Origin of the sequence: Anaerocolumna sp., from assembly GCF_032079385.1 — a bacterium.
In the GTDB taxonomy this organism is placed as follows: Bacteria; Bacillota; Clostridia; order Lachnospirales; family Lachnospiraceae; genus Anaerocolumna.
The window spans coordinates 31,479-57,230 of record NZ_DAMAUC010000029.1; the positions used below are offsets into that span (position 1 = coordinate 31,479).

The window sequence follows — 25,752 nt, forward strand, 5'->3', positions numbered from 1 at the left end:
GAAAGAATTTTATTCTTTCAACCGGAGATTAGTGCTACGCACAAAGTCTCCAGACTTTGAAAGGAGAATGGTTATAAAAATGAAAAAAAGAAAGATCATCAGTATATGCATCGTTACTAGTATATTGATTCTTGGATTGGGGATAGCCTTCTTTACAAGAAATGAGAAAAATTATGATCCTGCAAAAACAGTGGTTTTAACAATTGATAATAAACAAATTTATCTGGATGAAGTGTTGTATCATTTAACACTATCCAGAATGCAAGGTCAGTTATATGCAGCATTTATGAACGACCCAGACTATATGAAGAGAGAGTATGGAGATGGAAGAACCATTGGAGAAGTAATGAAGCAGGAGGCAATGGATAATGCCATTCGTTATGAACTTCTATATCAGCAGGCCCTTAAGAAAGGGTATGAATTGACGGAGGAGGAAATTACTGACAGCCAGAAAAAAACGGAGAATATTCTAGTGACAATACCGGAAGATGATCAGAAAAATACTGGTCTGACAGAAGAAAAATTAGTTCATATACAGGAGAAAATTGCGCTGGCAGCAAGATATTATCAAACTATTTTCGAGGATACGGATTTAAATGAGAAAGAGTTATATGAACAAATGAAAGAAGGGCACCAGGTTACAATACAGAAAAAAGTTTGGAATTCGGTTATGTTTTAAAGTAATACTAAAAAAATGACACCTATTTAAAATTAGGATCATTAACTACAAAACAGATACCCGTTATAATTAAGATATAAAAACAACGGAGGGATGGACATGGCAGATATGGCTGTGATAACGAAAAAACAGAAGAAACCAAAATACAGAAGCAAAAGAAGTTTTTTCAAGCAATTAGCAAATCAAAAATACCTTCATGCAATGGCATTGTTAGGTGTGATTTGGATGATAATCTTCAATTACATTCCAATGGGGGGAATTGTAATTGCTTTTAAAAAGTTTAAAATTACAAAAACAATCGCAGAAGCTCCATGGGTTGGATTACAATATTTTAAAGAATTTTTTATGGATGATAATTTTGTCAATATCCTGCAGAATACCTTAGGTATCAGTCTGCTAAAACTGATTATTGGATTTCCACTACCAATTATTTTTGCATTATTATTAAATGAATTACGAAATTTAAGATTTAAGAAGATTGTACAAACAATCTCTTATCTGCCTCACTTCCTATCCTGGGTTGTACTTGGTGGAATTATGGTAACCTGGCTATCGAAAACAGGGGTGATTAATGATTTTTTAGTTGCCCTACATATAATAAAGGAACCAGTTTCTTTCCTTGGTGATCCAAAATACTTCTGGGGATTATCCGTAATCTCGGATGTGTGGAAGGAACTGGGATGGTCGGCAATTATTTATCTGGCAGCAATTGCGGGAGTGGATCAGCAGATGTACGAAGCGGCAACGGTGGATGGTGCAACAAAGATACAGAAGATTTTAAAAATCACCTTACCATCTATTACCGGAACCATTGCTTTAATGCTTATCTTACAAGTATCCGGTTTATTAAATTCAAACTTTGATCAGATATTGATTCTTAAGAATCAGATTAACGTATCACGAAGCCAGGTTATTGATACCTATGTATATCAGGTTGGTATGACCATGGGTAAGTATTCCTATGCAACGGCAGTGGGACTTTTTAAATCGGTAATTGCTTTGATATTACTTGTCATTACGAACAAAACAAGTAAAAAGTTCTTGGGCAGATCATTATACTAGGAGGGATTCAATAATGACAAAAAGTAAAATGAAGCATTCTCGTGGAACTAAGATCTTTAATACTCTTAATATTATATTTATGATATTAATCTGTTTTATTTGTTTATATCCAATTTGGTATGTAATAGTAAACTCATTTAATGATGCAACAGATGCACTTCAGGGTGGAATCTATTGGTGGCCCAGACAATTTTCTATTAAAAATTATAAAAGTGTTTTTTCAAATGGCAGCGTTGTACAGGCATTTACAGTAACAATAGCAAAGACACTGATCGGTACAACTCTCAATGTATTATTCACGGCTATGGTAGCATATCCGTTATCAAAATCCAGGTTAATTGGCAGAAAGTATTATATGGCAATAGGAACAATAACTATGTTTTTCTCTGGTGGGTTGATACCAACGTTCCTTTTGTTCAAAAAATTAAATTTGTTAAATAATTTCTTAGTTTACATAATTCCAGCAGCATTTAACTTCTTTAATTTGTTAATCTTTATTAACTTCTTTAAAGAGATTCCGGAAGCTTTGGAGGAGTCAGCTAAAATAGATGGCGCAAATGATTTAACAATCTTTCGGAAAATTATTATGCCATTATCGAAACCTGTATTTGCAACTATCGCATTGTTTGCAGGAGTAGGTCAATGGAACGATTACTTTGGAGGTCTGATGTATATGACCAATCGTACCGATTTAGAGCCAATTCAGACATTTTTATATAGGTTGGTGGCCCAGGTGCAATCTTCGCAGATGGCCGGAAGTGTATCAGTACAGATTCAGACTTCAGATACAACATCTACATCAATTAAATTAGCGGCTATGGTTATTACTACTTTGCCTATCTGCTGTGTCTATCCATTCTTACAGAAATATTTTGTTAAAGGTATGATGATAGGAGCAGTTAAGGAATAAATTATAATGTAAAAGGGAGGAAACACTATGAAAAAGCAATTCCAAAAAGGTATTGCATTGTTACTTGCAGCTATAATGATGTTTTCGGTTGTTGGCTGTAGTGGCAAAAAAGATAATAACAAGGATACGAAAGAAACAGAGTCTACAGTAGGGGATACCACAGTTTCTACTGATACCACAGATTCTACAGATACTGCAGATTCAGCCGATGCAGCTAAAACCGGAGAGGTTACACCAGGTTGGCAGCAAAATGCTGATGAAAAAGTAGATTTTACCTGGTATATTAATTTTTCATGGTTTACCACTCCATGGGGTGAAAATTTAGTATCTAAGAAAATTACAGAAGAAACAGGATGCAACATTGAATTTATCGTACCAGCTGGTAATGAAGCTGAAAAATTAAATTCATTAATCGCATCGGATACATTGCCTGATATCTTGACAATTGGTTGGTGGGAAGGTCAGGTAAATCAGATAATTGAAGATGAAATGGTTTATGCATTAGATGAACTTGCAAAGGAATATGACCCATATTGGTTTGAAGTAGCGGATCAGGGGCGTGTGGGCTGGTTTACGAAAGAGGATGGCCATATCTATGGATATCCAAACTCTTCTTTCTCCCCACAAGATTATGAAAAATATGATAATATCGCTTCCAATCAAACTTTCCTGGTAAAAAAAGATATCTATGAAGCAATTGGAAGTCCGGATATGACTACTCCAGAAGGCTTCAAGGCAGCGGTTAAGGCAGCAGCAGAACAATTCCCGGAAGTGAACGGGCAGCCATTAATTCCAGTAGGCGCGCATGAGTTTGGAACAATTGGTAATTTTTCCTTTGACCAATACTTAAGTAACTTCTTAGCAATTCCATATGAAAAGGATGGAAAATATTATGACCGTTATGCAGATACTGAATTAGTTCGCTGGTTAAAAACATTCCGTGAACTTGGAGAAGAAGGATATTTAGCAGATGATATCTTCATTGATAAAAGAGCACAGATGGAAGAAAAGATTGCTCAGGGACGTTATTTCTGTATGTTATATCAAAGAACAGATTTACAAAATCAACAAAAGATATTATACGCACAGGATCCAAACAGTATCTATATTGCAATAGATGGACCTAAGAATTCAAAAGGTGATGCTTATACATTACCAGGTACCGGTATCAACGGCTGGTGTGTGAACATGATCTCTAAAAACTGTAAGAATCCGGATCGCGCCATTCAATTATTCTCATACCTTATGAGTGAGCATGGACAGCATATGACTTGGCTAGGTGTTGAAGGGGAAACTTGGGATTATGATGCAAATGGTGTAGAAAAGATGCATGATGACGTAAAAGAATTGGCTAATACAGATCGTGCTGCTTATGACAAACAATATGGTGCGGATTCAACATTCTGGATGTTCCAAGATAATGCTATGGCATTAAAATGGACGCCGCCTACTCCAGAACCACTTGGACAAATGGAGCGATGGACATACCCGTATACTATGACAACTTCACAATATGATATTTCATTACCAGCAGATACAGAAGAAATGGATATTCAATCTAAGATTGATAATGAATGGGGCGTTGTATTACCACAGCTGCTATTAGCAAAGTCAGAATCAGAATTTGATAAGATCTGGGACGCATTTATCCAAAAGAGAAAAGATTATGGACTGGATACACTTCTTGAAAAGAAAACAGAATTAATGAATGAAGCTAAACAGAAATTAGGGGTTAATTAATGTGATGTCACATATCTGACTCCGAATTGATTCAAAGAGTTAATGTAAAAGTAAAAACTTGCCTGTAGGCAGGTGGAATATCCGTTTAGACTGAATATCAGGATTTTAGGGCTGTAGCAAATGGTTTATCTTTTGTAGCAGCCCTAATTTTCAGTTTGATTTGGTCTATGAATGCAGCATCCAATATTTGTTATAAAATAACAGAAAGAATTGGATTCTATGTTGAAGTATGATAGTATGTAACTATAAAATACAGATAAGAAATATCTTAAAATATAAAAAATTAAGAACTAAGAATAGGGTAACCGGGAAGAGAGATGTAGATGGGAAAACGGAAATATTGTTGGACAAATAAGCTGAAAATAACGCATAAGATTTCTTTAACAGTCTTTTGTTTTGCGTTTATACCAATACTAGTTCTGTTTCTGGTTATTATAATGAATTTAAAAGAAAAAGAAAAAAATGATAAAATCTTTTTGGCAAAGTCTTCTGTGAATCAAATCTATGCCAATGTTCAAAAAACAGTAGAACTATGTAATATGTCAACACAAGTATTTTTGAATAATAGTAATTTAACTAATTATTTGGAACGGATTTACTCAGGTGAAAAGATTTCTGTTGAAGATATGATACGTTTCAGCAGAGAAGATATTGTCAGTATGGAACGTCTGGTAAATAGCAATCCGTATCTGTACCAGATTCATGTGTACGTGGATAATGACACTATGTTAGAAATGGTGCCTATTTTATTTCAAAAACATAGAATGAAAAATATTCAGATTACTGAGGATGAGAAATTACAGAAGTCCTGGCTTTTTGATTATACGGATGATCTGTTTAGTTTGTCTACCAATCCAACCAATCATATTATGTCACTGACTACTAAGATTCCGGATTATACCTATGGAAACTTAGGATATATTGAAGTTGCCGTAAGAATGGAAAATGTCTTCCCGGGGTTGTTTGAATATAAGGAGGCAAGGTGGAAATGTTTTGTAGATCAGCGTGGAGACTGTTATTACCATAGGGGAGAAGAGAACCGTTGGAACCACTTGGTGGAAGATATTATGTCAGAAGCGGAGGTTAATCAGGAAGTTAGTAAGAAAGTAAGGCTTCATGGAGAAAATATGATTATAACTTCGAAACCAATTCCAGAATTGAATGGAAGTTATATTGAAGTAATTTCTTTAGACAAATTAAGCAATACGTTAACTAAGGTAAGCTGGTTGTATTTATTGATTTTGCTTGGAATTATGCTGTTGTTAGTTCTGGTTATTCATTTTGTTGTTAAGACAATGGTAAAACGTTTTTATATGTTGTTTAAAACACTGAAAGAGGTACAGGGAGGAAACCTGAATGTTGTGGTGCCAAATTGTGGCTCAGATGAATTAGGAGAATTGGCAAATCAAATTCAAATTATGTTAGATAAGATTAAATTACTTATGAAAGATAATCTGGAACGTGAAATCCTTGCTAAAAACTCGGAAATCCGGGCTTTACAGAATCAAATCAATGCACATTTTATCTATAATGTACTGGAGTCCGTTAAGATGATGGCAGAGATTGAGGAAAAGTATGATATTGCAGATGCGGTAACCTCCCTTGGAATTATGCTGCGTTATAGTATGCAGGGACTTGCAAAGAATGTAACTGTAAGACAAGAGATTGAGTATATACAAAAATACATAGCACTAATGAATCTAAGGTTTGACTATGAAATCTATCTATCCCTTAATATACCGGAAGTATTATGGGAACAGGAGATTCCTAAGATGTCATTACAGCCCATTGTGGAGAATGCAATCTGCCATGGAATTGAAGATATCGCAGAGGATACGAATATCTATATTAAAGGTATTGTTATGTTACAAGATTTTATTATTGAGATAACGGATCAAGGAAAAGGTATGACGGAAGAGGAAGTAAAGGCTTTAAGAGAGAAAATTGAAGAAGATATAGAAATAAGCGGAGGAACTGGTACTGGTATTGGTCTGAAGAATGTTCAGGATCGAATCCAAATTCATTTTGGGAAAGAATACGGATTAATGGTTTCCTCCAAACATGGTTGTTATACAAAGGTTTCTATGAGAATACCTTTCCAACCAAGGGTTTAGTTGTCGTTATCCAATGGTGCAAAAGTGCCGGAATCGAGGTTGTTATGAATACTTTATTAATTGTTGAAGATGAAAAATTAATAAGGCAGGGAATAAAAGCTATGGCATTACGCTCCGGAGTGCCTATTTCGATGGTAATGGAGTGTAAGAATGGATTGGAAGCATTGGAGATTATTCGCAGTCAGGAGATTGATGTAGTAATCACAGATATAAGAATGCCAAAGATGGATGGGATAACTTTAGTAAAAGAGATTCAAGCATGTAATCATGTACCATTAATTATAGTAGTGAGTGGATATGATGATTTTTCTTATGCTGTTGAACTCCTTCGCAATGGAGTGAAGGATTATCTTTTGAAACCAATAGAGAGAACACAGTTATCAGGAATACTTACCAAACTGGAAGAAGAACTGGTCAGAAGGCAGAATAAAAAAGATACCATGCTTAACATTGGATATCAACAATTAAAGCAATTGATGTTAAATGATGATATGGATACAAAAGAGTGTGAACTCATCTTAAATCAGTTTTCCTCCAGCTTTTTTGAGGGAGAATATATTGTATATTGTACGAATTATAGTAATGAGTTTGAAGAAACGGATGGGGTTACTTTTCTGCATGATGTGAATGGACAAGGGATATTTATTGTGGATAATCTGCAAAAAGATAGGATTGTAAAATCAGAGCTGCGGGGGTATTATGTGGGATGCAGTCAAGTACATATAGGTCTTGAGCAGATGAAAGAAGCATATAAAGAAGCAGTTATAGCCAGAAGACAGGCTTTTCTATCAGATAGTAATTTCATAATTTATGACAAAAGAGTTAAAAAGGAAGATGTGATTTATCCGGAACAAGAGATTGATCAACTTATTCAGATGATAGGAACGGATAAATGTGAGGAGGCTCTTAAATTACTGGATCATATTTGTTACCAGTTTAAGATAAGTAAGATTTCTGATGCCGCATTCATAGAAATATTTTCTTCTATTAAGCAAAAGGCATATACAATCTATCGAAATGTCCTTAAAGAGTCAGGGAATGAAGAAGTTGCAGAGGATTTATTACAGTATAACAATTTATCCCAGTATATAACCCATATTAAGAGTTGGATCAGAGATCTGAATAAATGTCTGCTAATTCAATTTGAAGATTATCGCAACAAACAAAAGATTCAGTCTGCCCTTATGTATATTAAGGACAATTATAAAAAAGATTTAAACATGGCAGTGGTATCCAATCATATTTCCATGAATTATTCTCTGTTCTCTTATGTTTTCAAGCAGTATACAGGATGTAATTTTGTTAATTACTTAAAGCAAATTCGGATGGATGAAGCAAAGCGATTATTAGCCACAACGGATATGAAAATTGCTGATGTCAGTAAAGTGGTGGGTTATGATAATGATAAGTATTTTATGAAGATTTTTAAAGGACATTGTGGAGTTTCACCTACCGAGTACCGAAAAAATGCGCTGCTTGGAAACTAAAACAATATAGATAACACAAAGAGGGCTATTACAAAATAAAGTAACAGCCCCCGATTCTTAAATGAGCAAGGGACCTGCGCGGATGCGGATATCCATTTTGACTTCCATTAAAAAATTCTACAAAATAACAGCTGCCAGGCCCTTAGTTCATCAAATATTATATTTATTCTTCGAATAATGTATACAGTTTATCCGAAACATAAGAATGGCTGGAGTAACGAATGGACATGGAATAGGCCTTCTTATGGATAATCTGATAATTCTGTAAATATTTAATTATCTTTTTTGTTAGTACAATTGCATCTTCTTCCGTAGCATCCTTTAATAATAAATGAAAGGTATTCTTTTCTGAGCGTGAACAAAAGTGAGTGGCGGTCAGATTACTCTCTATGGCCCTTGCTAAAACCAAAATACAAAGTTCAGCTTCTTTTAAACCAAATTGTGTTTGAATCTGTTCCAGACAATCTATATGGAGAGTGATTACCATGATAGGTTTGTCCGAACCGTTGCTTTCTATAATCAGGGATTCGCAATATTTCTTTAAGCCTTTCATATTCCATAAATGTGTAAGCTCATCTTTTAGATAAAGAGTTTCCAGACGGTTAATTAGCGCGGTACGCTCATAATTGCTTATTATAGTCTGAAGCATATTATTTATATTTCGTAACCATAGCATTATGCTGAAGGTATGCTGAATATTATGATTTTTGTAGGAAAGAGCGATATAACCAAAGTTTCTGTCTTTAAAATAGAGCGGCATATATAGAAAAGCAATAGAGCTGCTATGGTATACGGAAGCGGGGAGGAGTATGTTATTACTAAAACTACACTCTGGAATCCGCTTCCCATTTTTAATACCCATTTTTAGTAGTTTTAAATCATTGGAATATCCAGTTTCATCATCACTGTCAGTAATATTAAGTATGGAATTGGACAACGAATCCCAATCAGGATAGAGACATATATAAAAGCCCTCAAGGTCTTCTATAGTGTCTGTAAATGCAGCTAATACGTCCATTCCTTCATCTATATCAGTAATGTTTAATAAAGAAGAGGAGAGATTAATATCGGTTATCATTTCCCGTTCCCGTCTGGCGATAGTATCAATAAGGGTTAAGTTGTAATGACTATTTTGCTGAATAGATGGATTGACACAACCGCAGGAAGAAAGAATAACCGGGTGAGCGGATATGGTGATGACCGGATCTGGTTTCTCTCCCCCATGGATACGAATCAGGGTGTCCATGGCAAGTTCACCAAGCTCCTTCACAGGGAATTCCACGGAGGTAATAGGTGGAATATTATGGCGGGCAGCCGCGAGATTATCGTAACCGGTAAGTGCAATGTCATTGGGTATCTTAAACCCTTTTTCAGTTAGAACTTTGAATACCATAAGTGCAATCTTATCATTGTAGCAGACGATTACTTCCGGCTGCCCCTCCGGATTACTTAAAAGGGCTGTAACAGCTTCTCTGACGGAGTCAAGATTTGGATAACACCATGCAATTGTATTGTTTGACCAGGAAAGATTATAGTCATTCATAGTTTCCTGATAGGATTGGATTCTTTGGAGTGAAACCAATTCATCGTGTTTGTTGGCTAAGAAAGAAATCCTTTGGTATTTATGTGCAGTTATTAGATGGGAAACTAATTCTTTCATTGGTTGAATATTATCGATGGAGAGAGTATAGAATTCCGACGGCTCTTGGTTTATATTCAAAATGGGGCAGGAACAGTTTTCTTTTATCGTTTGCAAAATTCGATTTTTCAAGCCAGATTCAATATATGTACCAGAAGCGAAAATTACTCCCCGATAAGAGGAATAATTAGGTATCTTTAGTATGCTGCTTTCACCTTGGCCAAGTTCTTCTGTGGTCTCCCCGTCATTAGAAGTAAAGATATCTACATGATAGCCATACTCCATAGCTTTGGTGATAATACCAGTACATAGATTTCTTTGATATTCCCCAAATATATGAGAAATAAATAAAGCTATTTTTTTCTTGTTTTGCATTATAAACACCCCTGAATCAATAATTGCATATTTCGTGCAGCTTATATAATGTAAACATTATAGCATATTTTTCCTATATTGCATAATAAATAAATTAAGGGCAAAAGGATACAACAAGGTAAAAATACAAATAAGAAATACAAAACAGGTGTTTCGTGTGTTTAACCAATGAAAATAGAATCCTTCCAATTACAACTTGTCTCTAAAATTCTAACTATTTCCTCCAATCCTTCTTTATCCATTTCATCAAATCTTTGGGTAATAGGACTATCTATATCTAATACACCAACAACTCTTCCATCACTATGAATGGGAATTACAACTTCTGACTTTGAGGCACTATCACAGGCAATATGTCCGGGAAACTCATGAACATCCGGTATCAACTGAGTTTCGTCTTTTAAAACAGCAGTTCCACATACACCTCTTCCGATTGCTATGTGGACACATGCAATTTTGCCCTGAAAAGGCCCTAAAAGTAATTCATTATTATGTATGAGATAAAATCCTACCCAATTAATATCTGCTAAAGCTTCATTGAGAAGGGCAGAAGTATTGCTTAAATTTGGAATGACATATGGCTCATCTTCCAGAATGGATTTTAACTGTGAATGTATTAAAGAATAACACTCCTTCTTATCCGAAGGATACATGGAATTTATTTCTTTCATAGCCGGCTCCTTTTTTATAAAAATAAATGAGATAAACTTTTACACAAGTATATCTCATTTATTTCTGTCAATCAAGGAATTCATTTATTAGAACTATTTGTTATTATCGAAAACTGTTTCCGCTTGAAAAGCTTGATACAAATGAGTCCATTTCTTCCTTGGAACGAACGGAGTGGGTTTGGTCAATAATCCGTCTTTGACTATCTGCATCCAGATTAGAAAAATAGTTCATTGCGGAAGGATTCTTTGCCAGAGCCATTCCTAAACCGATTGGTACTTCCGGGTGATTTAAATAATTTTCCATATAACCATCCCTTTCTGTATTTTTATTTGGATTCATTAGTTACAGAGTATAGTATGTCTTTATTCATCAATTTTATAATGTAATGTGTTTATTAAAATATTAATAAGTTGTCCTAATATAAATTATAAAACCTGGCAAAAAAATAACGCAGCTAAAAGAATTGTTTGTCCATTTAAGGTCTTTTATAGACATGTTTCGAATATAATGAACCAGAAAGTAAACTTCATATTGAGGCGGAGAGAAGAGAAGCCATTATTATAAAGAGCAAACACTCTTTATAATAGTGGCTTTTTGCTATTTTTCGATAAAAATAAACAATTATTTTGTTGAAAAGTTTTTTATCAAAATTATGTCTATGTGCTAAGGCTTGTACATAGATTTAATTATAAAAAATCAAAATATAATAGGAGGTATTTATGTCAACTTTTTTAGCAGAACTTCTAGGAACTGCAACACTGATTTTGTTGGGGGATGGTGTTGTAGCGGGTGTAGCGCTTAACAAAAGTAAGGCAAAAGATGGGGGATGGATCGTAGTAACTATGGCCTGGGCAGTAGCAGTAGCAACTGCAGCATGGATTTTTGGTCCAATTAGCGGTGGACATTTTAATCCTGCTGTAACCATTGCTCTTGCAGCAATCGGTAACTTTGCCTGGAGTAAAGTACCTGCATATATTGCAGCGCAATTTATTGGCGCAATTGTAGGCGCAGCTTTAGTATGGCTTACCTATCTTGCACATTGGAAAGAGACAGAAGATAAGGCTGCAAAACTTGGGGTATTCTGTACTGCACCAGCAATCAGAAACGTTGGAGCTAACTTAATTACAGAAATCATTGGTACGTTCATGTTAGTATTTGGCATCCTTGGTCTTGGGGAAACAACGATGGCAGATGGTTTTGGAACCTTCGCAGTTGGTTTATTAATCTTAATAATCGGTCTTTCCTTAGGCGGACCAACTGGATATGCAATTAATCCTGCAAGAGATTTGGGACCTCGTATTGCTCACGCTATTCTTCCCATTGCAGGAAAAGGCGGTTCTGATTGGGGTTATGCATGGATACCAGTAGTAGGACCAATAATTGGAGGTTTACTTGGAGGTCTGTTATATACGGTAATTTTCTAGAGGGTCACCTTATAATAAAAAACTAAGAAAAAATGGAGGATTAAATCATGGGAAAAGATTTTATAATGGCATTGGATCAAGGTACTACAAGTTCAAGATGTATTTTATTTAACAAACAGGGAGAAATGGTAGCAGTAGCGCAAAAAGAATTTACACAGATTTATCCAAAGGCAGGCTGGGTAGAACATGATGCAATGGAAATCTGGGGAACACAGGTAGGTGTTGCCAAAGAAGCATTGGCAAAAGCAGGATTGGAAGCTGACGATGTGGCAGCCATCGGTATTACGAATCAGCGAGAGACTACAGTTGTATGGAATAAGAATACCGGAGAACCTATTTATCATGCTATTGTTTGGCAATGCAGAAGGACTGCGGAATATTGTGACCAATTGAAAGCAAAAGGCTTTGATAAAATCATTAAAGATAAGACCGGTTTAATCGTAGACGCTTATTTTTCCGGAACCAAAATCAGATGGATTCTTGAAAATGTTCCCGGTGCAAGGGAATTAGCTGAGAAGGGCGATTTACTATTCGGTAATATTGATACTTGGTTAATTTGGAATCTGACAAAGGGTAAAGTTCATGTGACGGATTATACCAATGCTTCCAGAACCATGATTTATAATATCCATGATTTAAAATGGGATGAAGAAATATTAGAAGAATTAAATATTCCAGCGTCCATGCTTCCGGAAGTAAAGACTTCCAGTGAAGTATATGGCGAAACCGACGATGCAGTATTTGGTTCACCGATTCCAATCGCCGGAGATGCCGGAGACCAGCAGGCAGCTTTATTTGGCCAATTATGCTGCAAAGAAGGTATGGCTAAGAATACATACGGAACAGGTTGTTTCTTACTTATGAATACAGGTAATCAACCGGTGGAATCCAAGAACGGTTTATTGACCACTATGGCTGCATGCTATAACGGAAAACCGGAATATGCTTTGGAAGGCAGTATCTTTGTAGGTGGTGCGGTTATTCAATGGTTACGTGATGAATTAAAAATTATCAGTAATGCCGCAGATTCTGAGAAATATGCTAAAGAAGTGGAAGATACCAATGGTGTCTATTTAGTACCTGCATTTGTAGGACTTGGTGCTCCTTATTGGGATCAATATGCAAGAGGAACTATTGTTGGACTTACAAGAGGCGCGAAGAAAGAACACTTAATCAGAGCCGCGTTAGAATCTATGGCATATCAGACCTATGACGTATTAAATGCTATGGAACAAGATTCCGGAATCCGTTTGCAGGCATTAAAGGTTGACGGCGGTGCTTGTGCAAATAATTTCTTAATGCAATTCCAGGCAGATGTATTGGATACACCTGTTGAAAGACCGGCAGTTATTGAAACTACAGCTTTAGGTGCAGCTTACCTTGCAGGCTTGGCAGTGGGATACTGGAAAGATTTGGATGATATCAATTCCAGCGGCATTGCCCCTACAACTTTTACTCCTGACATGGAAGCAGAAAAGAGAGAAAAGGCAACAGCCGGATGGCATAAAGCAGTAGGAAGATCAAGAGACTGGGAAAAGTAAGAGTTTAGGAAATAGGAGGCTTTGCCCAATATAGGTTATGCTAGACCTTCGAGAGTATGAAATACTATATATTTCATTTCGTACTCTCGAAAGTCAATTTATATTATGAGAGCAGAGCTGCGAATTAGCTATCACTTGTTTTGAATTTTCCTAAGTAATGGGTGATTTGAAGTAATACATAGAATAACAAATATTAATATGGAGACAAGTTATTTATAACAGGGGGAAATTACATGAAGAATGAGTTTTATCATAGACTGCAGATAAATCCAATCATTGCGGCAATTAAAGACCGTAATCAGTTAGAAAATGCAATAAAGTCTCCCTGTGAGGTTATTTTTATATTAAAATCGGATATTTTTAATATAAAGTCGTATATTGAAAGGGTAAGAAACTCAGGAAAATTATCCTATGTGCATGTAGATTTAATTGATGGATTCTCAAGAGATGCATTGGCTTTGCAATACATTCATGAAAATATTAGGCCGGATGGCATTATTACAACGAAAACAACTCTTGTTAAAGCTTCCAAAAATATAAATATGTTTGTAATCCAAAGGCTGTTTATGCTGGATCATTTGTCTTTGGACACCGGTATTGGCTCCATTGAAGACATGTGCCCGAATGCGGTTGAGATTTTACCGGGTATCATGCCTAAGATTACAAAGAAGCTGGTTGGAGCAACAAAAGTACCGATTATCACCGGCGGTTTAATTATGGACAAGGAGGATGTTATGCAAAGCTTAAAGGCAGGTGCAACAGCAATATCCACCAGTTGCGAAGAAGTATGGTATATGTAACATATGGTATCTATGTCATATACAAAGTATAAAATAGACAAAGGGGGCAATCGCATTGAAGAAATTAATCAATCAACCGGAGAATGTAGTAGAAGAAATGTTAGAAGGTATCGTATTGGCGCATCCCGAATATGTTAGAAAATTAAAGGGATTTAATGTATTGGTAAGAAAGAATTCACCAGTAACCGGAAAAGTGGCTTTGGTCAGCGGCGGCGGCAGCGGACATGAACCATCTCATGGGGGATATGTAGGAAAAGGTATGCTAGACGGGGCAGTTGCAGGAGATGTATTTACATCACCCACTCCGGATCCTATATATGAAGCTATTAAGGCAGTAGACGGCGGAGCAGGCGTTCTCCTGATTGTAAAGAATTACACCGGCGATATTATGAACTTTGAGATGGCAAAAGAAATGGCAGAAATGGAATTGATTAAGGTAGACTATGTTGTGGTAAATGATGATGTCGCTGTAGAAAACAGCACTTATACCGCAGGCAGACGGGGTATTGCAGGAACTGTATTCGTACATAAAATTGCAGGAGCAAAGGCGGAAACAGGTGCAACTTTGGAGGAAGTAAAAGAAACTGCTCAGAAGGTAATAGATAATGTAAGAAGTATGGGAATGGCTTTAACGCCTTGTATTGTGCCGGCAGCGGGAAAAGCGAACTTTACATTAGGAGAAAATGAAATGGAAATCGGTATGGGAATTCATGGAGAACCGGGAACCCACAAAGATACTTTAAAAACCGCCGATGAAGTTACAGAACACTTAGTTGGCAAAATCTTAGAAGATATGAAATTAAAGGACGGTGAAGAAGTAGCTGTTATGGTAAACGGTTTAGCTTCCACTCCTTTAATGGAATTATATATTGTAAATAGAAAAGTCAATGAAATTCTTTGGGAAAAAGGCATAAAAGTATATAAAACTCTGGTAGGCGAATTTATGACATCTCTAGAAATGGCAGGATGTTCTGTAAGTATCTTAAGATTGGACAAAGAATTAAAAACATTATTAGATGCAACTGCAGACACACCGGCTTTTAAATCTTTATAGTTTGCTAGAAGATGGGGCTTCTTAAGATTTCTGCCGTTATTAATAGCGCTAAAGCGCCTGAATCGAGGTAAACATGAGTATCAATGGAGAAAAGGTCATTGAAATAATTAATAAAATAGCAGATAGAATCGAAGAAAATAAGCTATTTCTGACAGAACTGGATGCTGCCATAGGAGACGGAGATCATGGTCTAAATATGAGCAAAGGGTTCCATGCAGTTAGAGAAAAACTAAAGGAGGATACCGGTGCCAATATAGGAGATCTTCTAAAGAAAACAGGAATGACTTTAGTTTCTAATGTAGGCGGTGCTTCAGGGCCACTATATGGAACCGCTTTTATGAAAGCCGGACTGGAAGCAGGCAGCAAAGAAGTAATAGATATCGTCGATTTTGAAAAGATGTTATCAGCAGCTTTAGATGGAATTAAAATGAGAGGGAAAGCTGTATTAGAGGATAAAACCATGGTTGATGCCATAGAGCCCGGGCTTTATGCTTTAAGCAAGGCCATTCAACTTGGGTTATCTTCGGAAGAAGCATTAAAAGAAGCAGTAGATGCAGCTTACAAAGGAGTGGAACATACAAAAGATATTATTGCCCGTAAAGGCAGGGCAAGCTATCTGGGGGAACGCAGCATTGGCCATCAGGATGCGGGAGCCACCTCAAGTGCCCTTATTTTAAAGACGATATATGAAGAAATAAATATGAAGAAATAAATATGTAGAATTATATATTTGGGATATATGTAAATGATAAAAAATTCTTTAAAGCTTTGGGTTATAAAAGTTAAATAATACAGCTTTAGTTATTAGATAAGCTAATATAGTTTCCAGTTATCATAAAACTATATTATAGTGTTTAACAGATTGTATATCATCACCTACTATATTACAGTGGTTTAGCAGATCGTATATCATCACATTGACAAAAAGTATATAATTAGGAGAAAAGCATGGTAGGACTGGTAATCGTATCTCATAGCGAAAAAATAGCGGAAGGATTAAAAGAATTGGCAGGACAAATGGCGGAAGAAGTTTCCATTGCAGCAGCAGGCGGGACCAACGACGGACGACTGGGTACAGATGCAGAAAAAATAATTACTGCCATAAAAGAAGTGTATACGCAAGATGGAGTTCTCATTCTTTTTGATATCGGCAGTGCTTATATGAGTGCGGACATAGCCTTAGAATCCCTCACAGAAGAAATGAGAGAAAAGGTGGAAATTCTTGATACTGCTTTGGTAGAGGGAGCAGTTACAGCAGCTATTGAATGCAGTCTTAATAAGACACTTACTGAAATCAAAGAAGAATTAAAATCCTTAAGTATAGCAAAAATGCCCTAATAACCGTAACGAGGTAATTTTTGTTTTCAGATTCTATACAAGTGATATGAAGAATAATAGGAGGGACTATTTATCCCTCCTATGAGTACCGAATAAAGATTAATTTGCAGAAAGCAAAAGAGCTTTAATTCTCCTGAACTATTTCTAAAATACTCTTTTTGATAGCCTCTGCTCTATCAACTTTATTTCTTCCTAAACTATATAACGTCACGTCCTCATGTTTTGTATTTTCACCTGTATCATTTGTATATCTATTAAATCTAACATTTCCATTTGATGTAATAAAAATGTATGTCATATTTGTATATATTTGAATTTGCCATGAAACATCTTTTTCTTCTCTATCTTTATCAAAAACTCCTTTTATGTTATGATAAAATTTTTGTTCTTCCACGATTTCTTTTATATAATCATATCGTATATCATTTATCTCTACCGAATATTCAGTATTCTTTATTATTGGTTCACCATCTTTTAGATCACTTTCAACGTAGGCAATAAGAAGGCTATTCAATTTTTCATCGTTCCCAAGTTTAATATAATTAGGCCTGAAAAAATAAAATACTATCAATGTTATTATTATAAAAAGACCTAAAAAGAACCATCTTTTTCTCATTAATTTCACCCTGCAATTCTAAATTCAGCACATGTGCTTTTTTCGCTATCACAAACACAAATATTATACATAATAAAACTCTTCCTCCATTTATTGTATATTAATGTGGAGCCTTTTTCAAGTCATTGTCGCTCTTTTGGCTAATTAAATTGCCTATTTTACAGCAGCTTTTTTTCTAGTTATTAATAAAAGACATGACTTACATCAGTGGAATGAATGCTATCAGCACTACTCGCTAAGGCCATTCTAAGTTATAAAAATAAAATGTTGACATATATAGATCAACTACATATAATGTAACGTATAGATAATCTATATATAAAGGAGGACAATATACTGTGATTGATAAAAGCCTGATTACAGGAAGTACAACGACTCTCATACTAAAATTACTTGAGGAGCAAGATATGTACGGGTATCAGATGATTGATACTTTGTCAAAGAAATCAGATGATACTTTTCAGTTGAAAGCAGGTACCTTATATCCAATTCTACACAATCTGGAGAAGGAAGGAATGGTAGAGTCCTATGAGGAGAAAGCAGAAGGAGCCAAGATTCGAAAGTATTACCATCTAACCTCCAAAGGCAGAAAGCTTTTGACAGGGAAAAAGCAGGAGTGGATGGAGTATACGGCGGCAGTTAATAAGGTATTGAACGGAGGTGTCAGCATTGCCTTTAACGGATGAAATTAAAAAATATAGTACAACCGTCTGTGAACAGGTTAGATGGAAAAAAGCACATCCGGGCATAGCAAAGGAGATAGAAGATCATCTTTGTGACCAGCGTGATTATTATTTATCCCAAGGGGAAGAAGAGGAGGCTGCAACAAAGAAGGCTATCTTACAAATGGGTGATGCGGTAAGCGTAGGGATTGCACTTGACAAAACACATAAGCCCAAACCCCAATGGATATTGATTCTGCTGTCGATTGCCTTAATACTTGTGGGAGGCGGGGCAAGATATTTAATTGATAGTTCTGAGTCATCTTTTAATAGCTTCAGCATCGTTCCTTACATTTTTTCTATTATAATATTCTTTGCTGCTTATTTTCTGGATTTTACGGCTTTGGCAAAATATCCAAAGGTATGTTATTTTACAGTTTTATTATTTAGTATAGCAGGCTTTACTTTAGCCTCAGGAATAAACGGAAGAGCCTGGTTCATTTTTGCCGGATTTGCGGTTAATTTGTCTTATTTAGCTTTGATATTTCCACTTGCTTATTCACTACTCATCTATGCAATGGGAAATAAAGGGACTAAAGGGGTATTGCTTTGCGTAATTGGTTATATGCCCTACGGAATTATATTATTATTGGTTCCGTCCACTACCGGTTTTGTGTTGTATACAGTTTCCGCATTAGTTTTATTATTCGTTACAGTAAGAAGAGGATGGCTTGGCGGCAATAAAAAACAGTGCTTACGTATGGCTCTTATACCCACTGTTTTAGGGGGGATTTCAGTAATGGCTATGTTTCTGCTTTATCCTTACCGGCTTCAACGGATTAGAATATTAATGGATCCTTCCTTCAATCCAAAGGGATTTCAGACTAATATGATACGCCAAATAATGTCCGGAGCAGCATTTATAGGAAAGGGGGTCATTCCCCAGAATATGAGCAATATAGAGTTATCAAAATCAGGAATTAATACTAACTCAATATTTACCATATTAAGACCAGGAGTTGACATTGACCAAATACTTACCATATTAACGCATAACTATGGATGGATTGTATTTATTGGTATTACACTTTTATTTATTGTATTTTCTATTTTGGGCTTCTATTATGTATCCAAGCAGCGAAGTGTATTGGGCTTACTGGTGTCTCTATCCATTTTGATGATTTTTGTAATGCAGACTGTTTCATATATAGCTGGTAATCTTGGATATGGCTTATTAACAGAGTTGTCCTTACCTTTGGTATCCTATGGAAGGTCAGCATTGTTTTTGAACGCCGGATTAATCGGTATCATGCTCTCTGTGTTTCGAACCGGGGATATTATTCAGGATGGCTGGAGGCCATGCCCTAAGAACAGTTCATTTATTTCCTATGAAGATGGGAAATTAATTATTAATCTTAAGGGATAAGACAAAAAATGTATTTCCATGTATAATACATATATATTTCCTACGCATATATTTTCTACATATATTATAGTTGAGAATAAGAAAAAGATATTAAAAAATAATATTAGCAGCCCCCTTTGTCTCTTATTTTAAAGAGATAAAAGGGGGTTTTTATGACTGAATTAATATAGAAGCAAGCCTTTCGGAATTTGACCATTTGAACTAAGGACAGGACCTGATTGAAGTTTCAAAAAGTAATTGACAAATGCTGTATGGGAATGTAGAATTAAGTATTTAGAATTAGAAATTATATTACATAAAGAATACAAAGAGAACGTAGATTCTAAGAAAAGGATATATAAAAAAATATAAGGCCGACAAGGAGACAAGATGGAAAAAGCAAGAGAACGCAACAAAAGCAATAACATCAATGCCGAAAATGCACAAAGCCGGCAGGAAACAAAGATAAATTATGGGTTACTTACAGCAACCACAATGATTATTGGAATCGTTATTGGTTCTGGTATATTTTTTAAAAGCGATGATGTTCTAATCTATACAGGAGGAAATGCAAAGTTAGGTGCTTTGGTATTCTGCATTGGAGCATTTAGTATTATATTTGGAAGCCTGACACTGATAGAATTCTCTGTTAGAACAAAGAAAAACGGAGGATTTGTAGGCTATTATGAAGATTTTATATCCAAAAGAGTTGCCAGTGGATTTGGCTGGTTCCAAACTTTTGTTTATTATCCATCTGTAATTGCAGTTGTTTCCTGGGTGGCCAGTCTTTATATTTTTTCCTTGTTTAATATACAGGCAGGTCTTGAGGCACAGATTATATTAGGGTTGGTGCTTATGACCATGGTATATACACTTAATATAATATCAGTTAAAGTAGGTGGATATTTTCAAAATGCATCTACTATACTTAAACTGATTCCTTTAATTGGATTTGCTATTATAGGATTCTTTTGGGGTGCTCCCAATCCGGAGATACCGGCAGGAATAGAAATCATTGAAAAAAGCAATGTAGGCTTAAGATGGGTGGCAGCTTTAACACCTATAGCATATTCCTACGATGGTTGGACGATTGCAACCAGTATTACGAATGAAGTTAAGAATCCGAAAAAGAATATGTCACTTGCACTTGTTATTGGTCCTTTGGTTGTGTTAGGAGTATATTTAATGTACTTTTTAGGACTTAGCAATATGTTAGGTACAGAATACCTTATGTCAACCGGTAATGATGCCGTAAATAGAGCAGGTGAATTAATATTAGGAAGCAATGGATCTAAAATTATAGTGATATTCATAGTTATTTCCGTTTTAGGTGTGGTAAATGGAGTGACTTTGGGAAGCTTAAGAATGCCTCAGGCCCTGGCAAGTAAGAAAATGATTCCTAATTCCGGGAAGATTGTTGAGATACAGCCTAAGATCGGGTTATCCTTTCCCTCCTGCATTATTTCTTTTGCTGCCTCTGTTATCTGGTTAGCACTTCATTATTTAACACAAAAAAGCGGAATATTAAACAAATCAGATGTTAGTGAAATATCGGTTGTGTTTGGCTATACCTGTTATATTGTGCTGTATATTAAAGTAATCATGATGTGGAAAGAGAAAACTATAGATAGCTTTTTCAAAGGAATAATATGTCCTGTATTTGCTATTCTGGGATCGTTGATTATATTAATTGGAGGGATTGTAACAAATCCGTTCTATGTACTTATTTTTATGTTCATATGTTTTATGGTATGTATAGCTGGCTTCTTGTATTACAAGAAATCTAATAAGCAGTAACAAGCATTTTATATCATAATATCATATGAATCATTATGCTATTATAAATTACAATATTATATTAAGCCATTATGTTATTATAAATCGTAATATCGTATTAAACCATTATGTTATTATAAATCGTAATATCGTATTAAGCCATTATGTTATTACAAATCATAATATCATTCTAAACTATTATATATCTTTCTGATCTTGAAAGGCGGAGAATCCTAATAATTAGAGATTCTCCGCCGCTCATTAATGGAAGGATAGTTCATTCTTTTTCGTAAAGGATGGATAAACTCTCAGCAATGAACATACTAAATTCTTAAGGTGACAAACCTTATTTCTCGCCTTTTAGAACTTCTCTTGCTATTAGTAAACCTCTCATTGTTTTTGGAAATCCTGCTGTAGGTGCTACTAAGAGTATAGAATGTTCTATCTCATCTCGTGTACATCCGCCTTTTAGCGCTTTTAGGATATGTGTTCTTAAGGAAAATTCATTTTGACATTCTGTTGACAATGCAACTTTAATTAGCCATCTTGTTTTCTCGTCTAAAGGACCGCCTTTTTCATGAACTAAGTTCCCATAGTTTGTATAGGCATCGTAGATTTCACCGTGTTTCTCAATAAAGTAGTCCAGATTTTTCTCTATGACTTTGAAATTGTTTATTTCCTGATCCATTTAATCACCACCTTTTTTTGTATTATTTCCAGTTTTTATAATTTTAATATATGGAAGATAGATTTTTATAGAAAACATATAACTTTCTGGGTAAATTAAAGAAAATTTATTAAGAAATTTTATCAACAAAACACTTGAAATTTTAATGATTTTATTATATTCTAGTATACAAGTTATTGTAGTAGGTAATGATAGTAATATAAATGAAATATTTAATATTTGGGGATGCTATCGAATAGATCGGTAGCATTTTTTATTTGTAGGGTACTGTAATCCTATAAAATGAAGGAAACGCTTTTTTGTACTTATAATTATATAATTAAGCAGGGAAGAAAACCTTAAATATAAATTTTACTTAATGGAAAGGTGATCAAAAATGAGCGATACAATGAGAATACTTTCTTTTGAAAGTCTCCTTGACATAACTTTAAAAGACTACTATTCAAAGGGAAAAATATTTGAAATAGAAGAAAAATATTTTTATAAGCCGGGCAATGAAAGTTTAGAAATGAATTTTAACGGCGAGTATTTACGAACTCCAATTGGTCCGGCGGCAGGGCCCCATACACAATTGGCTCAGAATATATTATCGGCATATTTAACCGGTTCTAGATTTTTTGAGTTAAAAACGGTTCAAATCATAGATGGTAAACAGATGCAGGAGATTATTAAAAAACCATGCATTGATGCAAGAAATGTAGGCTATAATGTGGAATGGTCAACGGAATTATCGATAGAAGAAGCAAAAAGTGAATATATCAAAGCCTCCGTACTGTTACAGGTTATAGCAATTGAATTGGGAATATCGGATATAAAAGATTTTGCATTTAATATAAGTGTAGGTTATGACTTAGAAGGAATTCAATCTAAAAAAGTATCGGAATTTATCGATGATATGAAAGAGGCAAAGAATACCGAAACTTTTAAAGCCTGCCTTGCTGTATTAAAAAAGAATATTCATGAATTTAAGAGGTTTAAAGAGAAGGATATAAGTAAAATATCTTCTAATATTACAAACTTAGTTACGGTATCCACTCTACATGGATGCAGGCCGGAAGAAATTATTGATATTGGCACCCATTTGATAACTAATAAAAAAATAAATACTTTTATTAAATGTAATCCAACTTTGTTAGGATATGATTATGTAAGAGGAATCTTAGATAATTTGGGATATAAGGAAGTAATTATCAAAAGAGAAGACTTTGATAATGATTTAAAATACGATAAGGCAGTTGACATTATTTCAAAGTTGAAACAATTAGGTAAAGAGAATGGGGTAAGGGTTGGAATAAAGCTAACCAATACATTGGCAGTTGATAACGGAAGGGATGTTTTACCCGGTGAAACTATGTATTTATCAGGAAAACCTCTTTATGCCATTGCCCTTGGTATAGCAGCAAAATTCGCAGAAAGTTTTGAAGGTAATATTCCTATTTCATTATCAGGCGGTATTGATAAGAACAACATAGTGCCTGTTATAAAAACAGGCATTGCTCCGGTAACATTTTCTACCATACTTTTAAAGCCACGGGGATATATCAATACAAAAGATATTATTGGTAAATTAAAAGTGGAGTCTTTTTCATTGGACCAGCTGGATGTAGATGGAATAAAAATATTGGCGGAAGCTGCAAAATCAGATGCAAATTATAAAAATAAGGGTGACGGAAGAATATTGGAAGATACCCTGCCCTGCTATGACTGCTTTAAAATAAATTGTGGTTTGTGTGTGGATGTATGTCCTAATCGTGCCAATATTAAATTATATGATGACCGTTTTGCAGCTCCGTACCAGATTGTACACATAGAAAACAGATGCAATGAATGCGATAATTGCCATACCTTTTGTACAAGAGGGGGATTTCCATATCTTAAGAAACCAACCATATTTGCTAATACAGAGGAATATAATAATTCTGCCAATGCAGGCTTTCTATCATTGGGAAATCACAAATATCAAGTTCGGGATGAAGACGGCAATGAATATGTTTATGATGAAAATGAAGTAATATCTTCTGATGAGAAGCAGCTTGATAGGATATTGCAGTCGTTGATAAAAGATTATTCTTATTTACTTGAAAATATGTAAAATAAATAAGTGACAAACAAGCCCACAACCTTTAAGAGCTGATATTTTAAAAGGTTGTGGTTTTTTGATGGCTCTGTGTTAAAGTGTTGGGGCGGTGGTCCTTCGAAATCCGCCTAAGTACTAGATACAGGGCTTTTTTTATTATTCATTATTATATTTCTAATTTATATGTTATTATGATAGTATAAAACACAAATGTTTCAGAGAAATACATATAAAATGTGAATTCATACAAAGTATTTTTAATTTAAAGGAGGACAACAATGAATAAATTTGAATTCTATTCACCCACAAAAGTTATTTTTGGAAAAGAGGTAGAACTTAGAGTAGGTTCTGAAATAAGGAAGTGGGGCGGTAAGAAAGTATTAGTACATTACGGCGGCAGCAGCGCAAAGAAAAGCGGACTTCTTGACCGTGTAGAAGCTTCTTTAAGAAAAGAAAATATTGATTATGTTATGTTAGGAGGAGTGCAGCCCAATCCACGTCTTTCCCTGGTAAGAGAAGGCATAGAACTTTGCCGTAAAACAGGTGTTGACTTCGTTCTTGGAGTAGGAGGCGGATCAGCGATAGATTCTGCTAAGGCAATTGCTTTAGGTGTTCCCTATAAAGGTGATATATGGGAAATATACGACGGAAAAGCGGTACCGGAAACAGGACTTCCTCACTGCAATATTATAACTTTAGCAGCAACAGGAACGGAAACAAGTGCAAGCAGTGTTATTACGAATGAGGACGGATGGCTGAAGAAGGGCTATAATTGTAATTTTAACCGCCCTCGTTTTACGTTATTGAATCCGGAACTCCTTTATACATTACCGCCATATCAGACTGCCTGCGGAGTTGTGGACATTATGATGCATACCATGGATCGTTATTTTTCACCAGGTGGAATCAACGAAATGACAGATAGAATTGCAGAAGCAGTTTTACGTACAACAATTCAATATGGAACTGTTTGTATGAAAGATCCAGAAAATTATGAGGCACGTTCGGAGATTCTTTGGGCAGGAAGTTTATCTCATAATACCTTGACCGGTCTTGGACGTAAGGGAGACTGGGCGGTACATCAGATGGAGCATGAATTAAGCGGCAAGTATGATGTAGCACATGGCGCAGGGCTGGCTGCAATATGGGGTGACTGGGCTGGATATGTGTATAAAGAAGATGTAATGAGATTTGCACGATATGGTGTAAATGTATGGAACTTAAATCTAAACTATGAAAATCCAGAAGAAACAGCTTTAGCAGCCATAGAGGCTACCACAAACTATTTCTGTTCCCTGGGAATGCCAATTAGTATACCGGAGTTAATCGGACGAAAAGCCACAGACGAGGAAATGAGAGAAATGGCTGTAAAGTGTACCTTCTTCGGCAAAAGAACTATTGGTGGCATAAAAGTTTTAGACGAAGACGATATCTACAACATATACGTAGAAAGTAATAAATAATCCCAATAAAAATTTATCTCTGTAGGACGCTTTGCTTGGGGGGGATAGAGAACTCAGAAAGTGTTACTGGGGCTTTCATAATGACTTAATTTATGTTTTGTAAGGATAACGTGGTGTATAGGATAAATTTTGCTACCTTTCCCTCGTGCGGCATGGCCTTGGTAGAGCCTCAAAACGCATGACAAGTATCGCAGAGGGCGATACTCGTCACTGAGTCTCTAGTCGGCCAT

At 35.4% G+C, this 25,752-nt stretch carries 22 protein-coding genes; 17 read left to right on the forward strand and 5 right to left on the reverse strand.

Features of this window, described 5'->3' with window-relative positions; genetic code table 11:
• Positions 1-79 precede the first annotated feature (79 nt).
• The 6 genes from RT261_RS17955 to RT261_RS17980 all read left to right on the forward strand — a co-directional run bounded on the left by RT261_RS17955 (position 80) and on the right by RT261_RS17980 (position 7,992).
• On the forward strand, positions 80-679 hold the full coding sequence (locus tag RT261_RS17955) for a hypothetical protein (protein ID WP_313134478.1): 600 nt from the start codon (positions 80-82) through the stop codon (positions 677-679).
• A 99-nt stretch (positions 680-778) separates the two neighbouring features.
• Entirely contained in the window at positions 779-1,741 is a 963-nt protein-coding gene (locus RT261_RS17960; RefSeq protein WP_313134479.1) for an ABC transporter permease, read from the forward strand.
• 13 nt (positions 1,742-1,754) lie between these two features.
• On the forward strand, positions 1,755-2,651 hold the full coding sequence (locus tag RT261_RS17965) for a carbohydrate ABC transporter permease (RefSeq protein ID WP_313134480.1): 897 nt from the start codon (positions 1,755-1,757) through the stop codon (positions 2,649-2,651).
• A 27-nt stretch (positions 2,652-2,678) separates the two neighbouring features.
• The gene (locus RT261_RS17970) at positions 2,679-4,391 is read left to right on the forward strand and encodes an extracellular solute-binding protein (protein ID WP_313134481.1); all 1,713 of its coding nucleotides are present in this window, start codon (positions 2,679-2,681) and stop codon (positions 4,389-4,391) included.
• Positions 4,392-4,828: 437 nt separating this feature from the next.
• Positions 4,829-6,505: a sensor histidine kinase gene (locus RT261_RS17975; RefSeq protein ID WP_313134482.1), complete on the forward strand. Its 1,677-nt coding sequence runs from the start codon at positions 4,829-4,831 to the stop codon at positions 6,503-6,505.
• Between the two features lie 44 nt (positions 6,506-6,549).
• Positions 6,550-7,992 carry a response regulator transcription factor gene (locus RT261_RS17980; RefSeq protein ID WP_313134483.1) on the forward strand — a complete coding sequence of 481 codons (1,443 nt, stop codon included), beginning with the start codon at positions 6,550-6,552 and terminating at the stop codon, positions 7,990-7,992.
• A gap of 163 nt (positions 7,993-8,155) precedes the next feature.
• Here the strand turns inward: RT261_RS17980 and RT261_RS17985 are convergent, their stop codons facing one another.
• The 3 genes from RT261_RS17985 to RT261_RS17995 form a co-directional block, all read right to left on the reverse strand.
• Complete coding sequence (locus RT261_RS17985; RefSeq protein ID WP_313134484.1) at positions 8,156-10,006, reverse strand: substrate-binding domain-containing protein; 1,851 nt, start codon at positions 10,004-10,006, stop codon at positions 8,156-8,158.
• Between the two features lie 161 nt (positions 10,007-10,167).
• Positions 10,168-10,677 carry a GAF domain-containing protein gene (locus RT261_RS17990; protein WP_313134485.1) on the reverse strand — a complete coding sequence of 170 codons (510 nt, stop codon included), beginning with the start codon at positions 10,675-10,677 and terminating at the stop codon, positions 10,168-10,170.
• 103 nt (positions 10,678-10,780) lie between these two features.
• Positions 10,781-10,981, reverse strand: coding sequence for a hypothetical protein (locus RT261_RS17995; RefSeq protein WP_313134486.1), 201 nt, complete (start codon positions 10,979-10,981; stop codon positions 10,781-10,783).
• A 416-nt stretch (positions 10,982-11,397) separates the two neighbouring features.
• Here RT261_RS17995 and RT261_RS18000 point away from each other — a divergent pair, with 416 nt between their 5' ends.
• The 6 genes from RT261_RS18000 (at position 11,398) to dhaM (ending at position 16,835) form a co-directional block, all read left to right on the forward strand.
• Positions 11,398-12,102: an MIP/aquaporin family protein gene (locus RT261_RS18000; protein WP_313134487.1), complete on the forward strand. Its 705-nt coding sequence runs from the start codon at positions 11,398-11,400 to the stop codon at positions 12,100-12,102.
• Positions 12,103-12,149: 47 nt separating this feature from the next.
• The gene (gene glpK / locus RT261_RS18005) at positions 12,150-13,643 is read left to right on the forward strand and encodes a glycerol kinase GlpK (protein WP_313134488.1); all 1,494 of its coding nucleotides are present in this window, start codon (positions 12,150-12,152) and stop codon (positions 13,641-13,643) included.
• Positions 13,644-13,876: 233 nt separating this feature from the next.
• Entirely contained in the window at positions 13,877-14,443 is a 567-nt protein-coding gene (locus RT261_RS18010; protein ID WP_313134489.1) for a glycerol-3-phosphate responsive antiterminator, read from the forward strand.
• Between the two features lie 55 nt (positions 14,444-14,498).
• Entirely contained in the window at positions 14,499-15,497 is a 999-nt protein-coding gene (gene dhaK / locus RT261_RS18015; RefSeq protein WP_313134490.1) for a dihydroxyacetone kinase subunit DhaK, read from the forward strand.
• A gap of 73 nt (positions 15,498-15,570) precedes the next feature.
• Positions 15,571-16,209: a dihydroxyacetone kinase subunit DhaL gene (gene dhaL / locus RT261_RS18020; protein ID WP_313134491.1), complete on the forward strand. Its 639-nt coding sequence runs from the start codon at positions 15,571-15,573 to the stop codon at positions 16,207-16,209.
• Positions 16,210-16,445: 236 nt separating this feature from the next.
• A complete protein-coding gene (dhaM, locus tag RT261_RS18025) occupies positions 16,446-16,835 on the forward strand; it encodes a dihydroxyacetone kinase phosphoryl donor subunit DhaM (RefSeq protein WP_313134492.1) in 390 nt (129 codons plus the stop codon).
• A gap of 124 nt (positions 16,836-16,959) precedes the next feature.
• Here dhaM and RT261_RS18030 read toward each other — a convergent pair whose 3' ends face one another.
• Positions 16,960-17,451: a hypothetical protein gene (locus RT261_RS18030; RefSeq protein WP_313134493.1), complete on the reverse strand. Its 492-nt coding sequence runs from the start codon at positions 17,449-17,451 to the stop codon at positions 16,960-16,962.
• Positions 17,452-17,789: 338 nt separating this feature from the next.
• Here RT261_RS18030 and RT261_RS18035 point away from each other — a divergent pair, with 338 nt between their 5' ends.
• The 3 genes from RT261_RS18035 (at position 17,790) to RT261_RS18045 (ending at position 21,315) form a co-directional block, all read left to right on the forward strand.
• Entirely contained in the window at positions 17,790-18,137 is a 348-nt protein-coding gene (locus tag RT261_RS18035) for a PadR family transcriptional regulator (RefSeq protein WP_331665528.1), read from the forward strand.
• The gene (locus RT261_RS18040; protein ID WP_313134494.1) at positions 18,121-19,539 is read left to right on the forward strand and encodes an FtsW/RodA/SpoVE family cell cycle protein; all 1,419 of its coding nucleotides are present in this window, start codon (positions 18,121-18,123) and stop codon (positions 19,537-19,539) included. Before RT261_RS18035 ends, RT261_RS18040 begins: the two co-directional genes overlap by 17 nt.
• 369 nt (positions 19,540-19,908) lie before the next feature.
• Entirely contained in the window at positions 19,909-21,315 is a 1,407-nt protein-coding gene (locus RT261_RS18045) for an APC family permease (protein ID WP_313134495.1), read from the forward strand.
• A 325-nt stretch (positions 21,316-21,640) separates the two neighbouring features.
• Here the strand turns inward: RT261_RS18045 and RT261_RS18050 are convergent, their stop codons facing one another.
• The gene (locus tag RT261_RS18050; RefSeq protein ID WP_313134496.1) at positions 21,641-21,982 is read right to left on the reverse strand and encodes a carboxymuconolactone decarboxylase family protein; all 342 of its coding nucleotides are present in this window, start codon (positions 21,980-21,982) and stop codon (positions 21,641-21,643) included.
• Positions 21,983-22,358: 376 nt separating this feature from the next.
• Here RT261_RS18050 and RT261_RS18055 point away from each other — a divergent pair, with 376 nt between their 5' ends.
• Together RT261_RS18055 and RT261_RS18060 are read left to right on the forward strand one after the other, a co-directional pair.
• Positions 22,359-24,074 carry a hypothetical protein gene (locus RT261_RS18055; protein ID WP_313134497.1) on the forward strand — a complete coding sequence of 572 codons (1,716 nt, stop codon included), beginning with the start codon at positions 22,359-22,361 and terminating at the stop codon, positions 24,072-24,074.
• Positions 24,075-24,337: 263 nt separating this feature from the next.
• Positions 24,338-25,522 (forward strand): iron-containing alcohol dehydrogenase, encoded by a 1,185-nt coding sequence (locus RT261_RS18060; protein WP_313134498.1) that lies wholly within the window; start codon positions 24,338-24,340, stop codon positions 25,520-25,522.
• Positions 25,523-25,752: the final 230 nt, after the last annotated feature.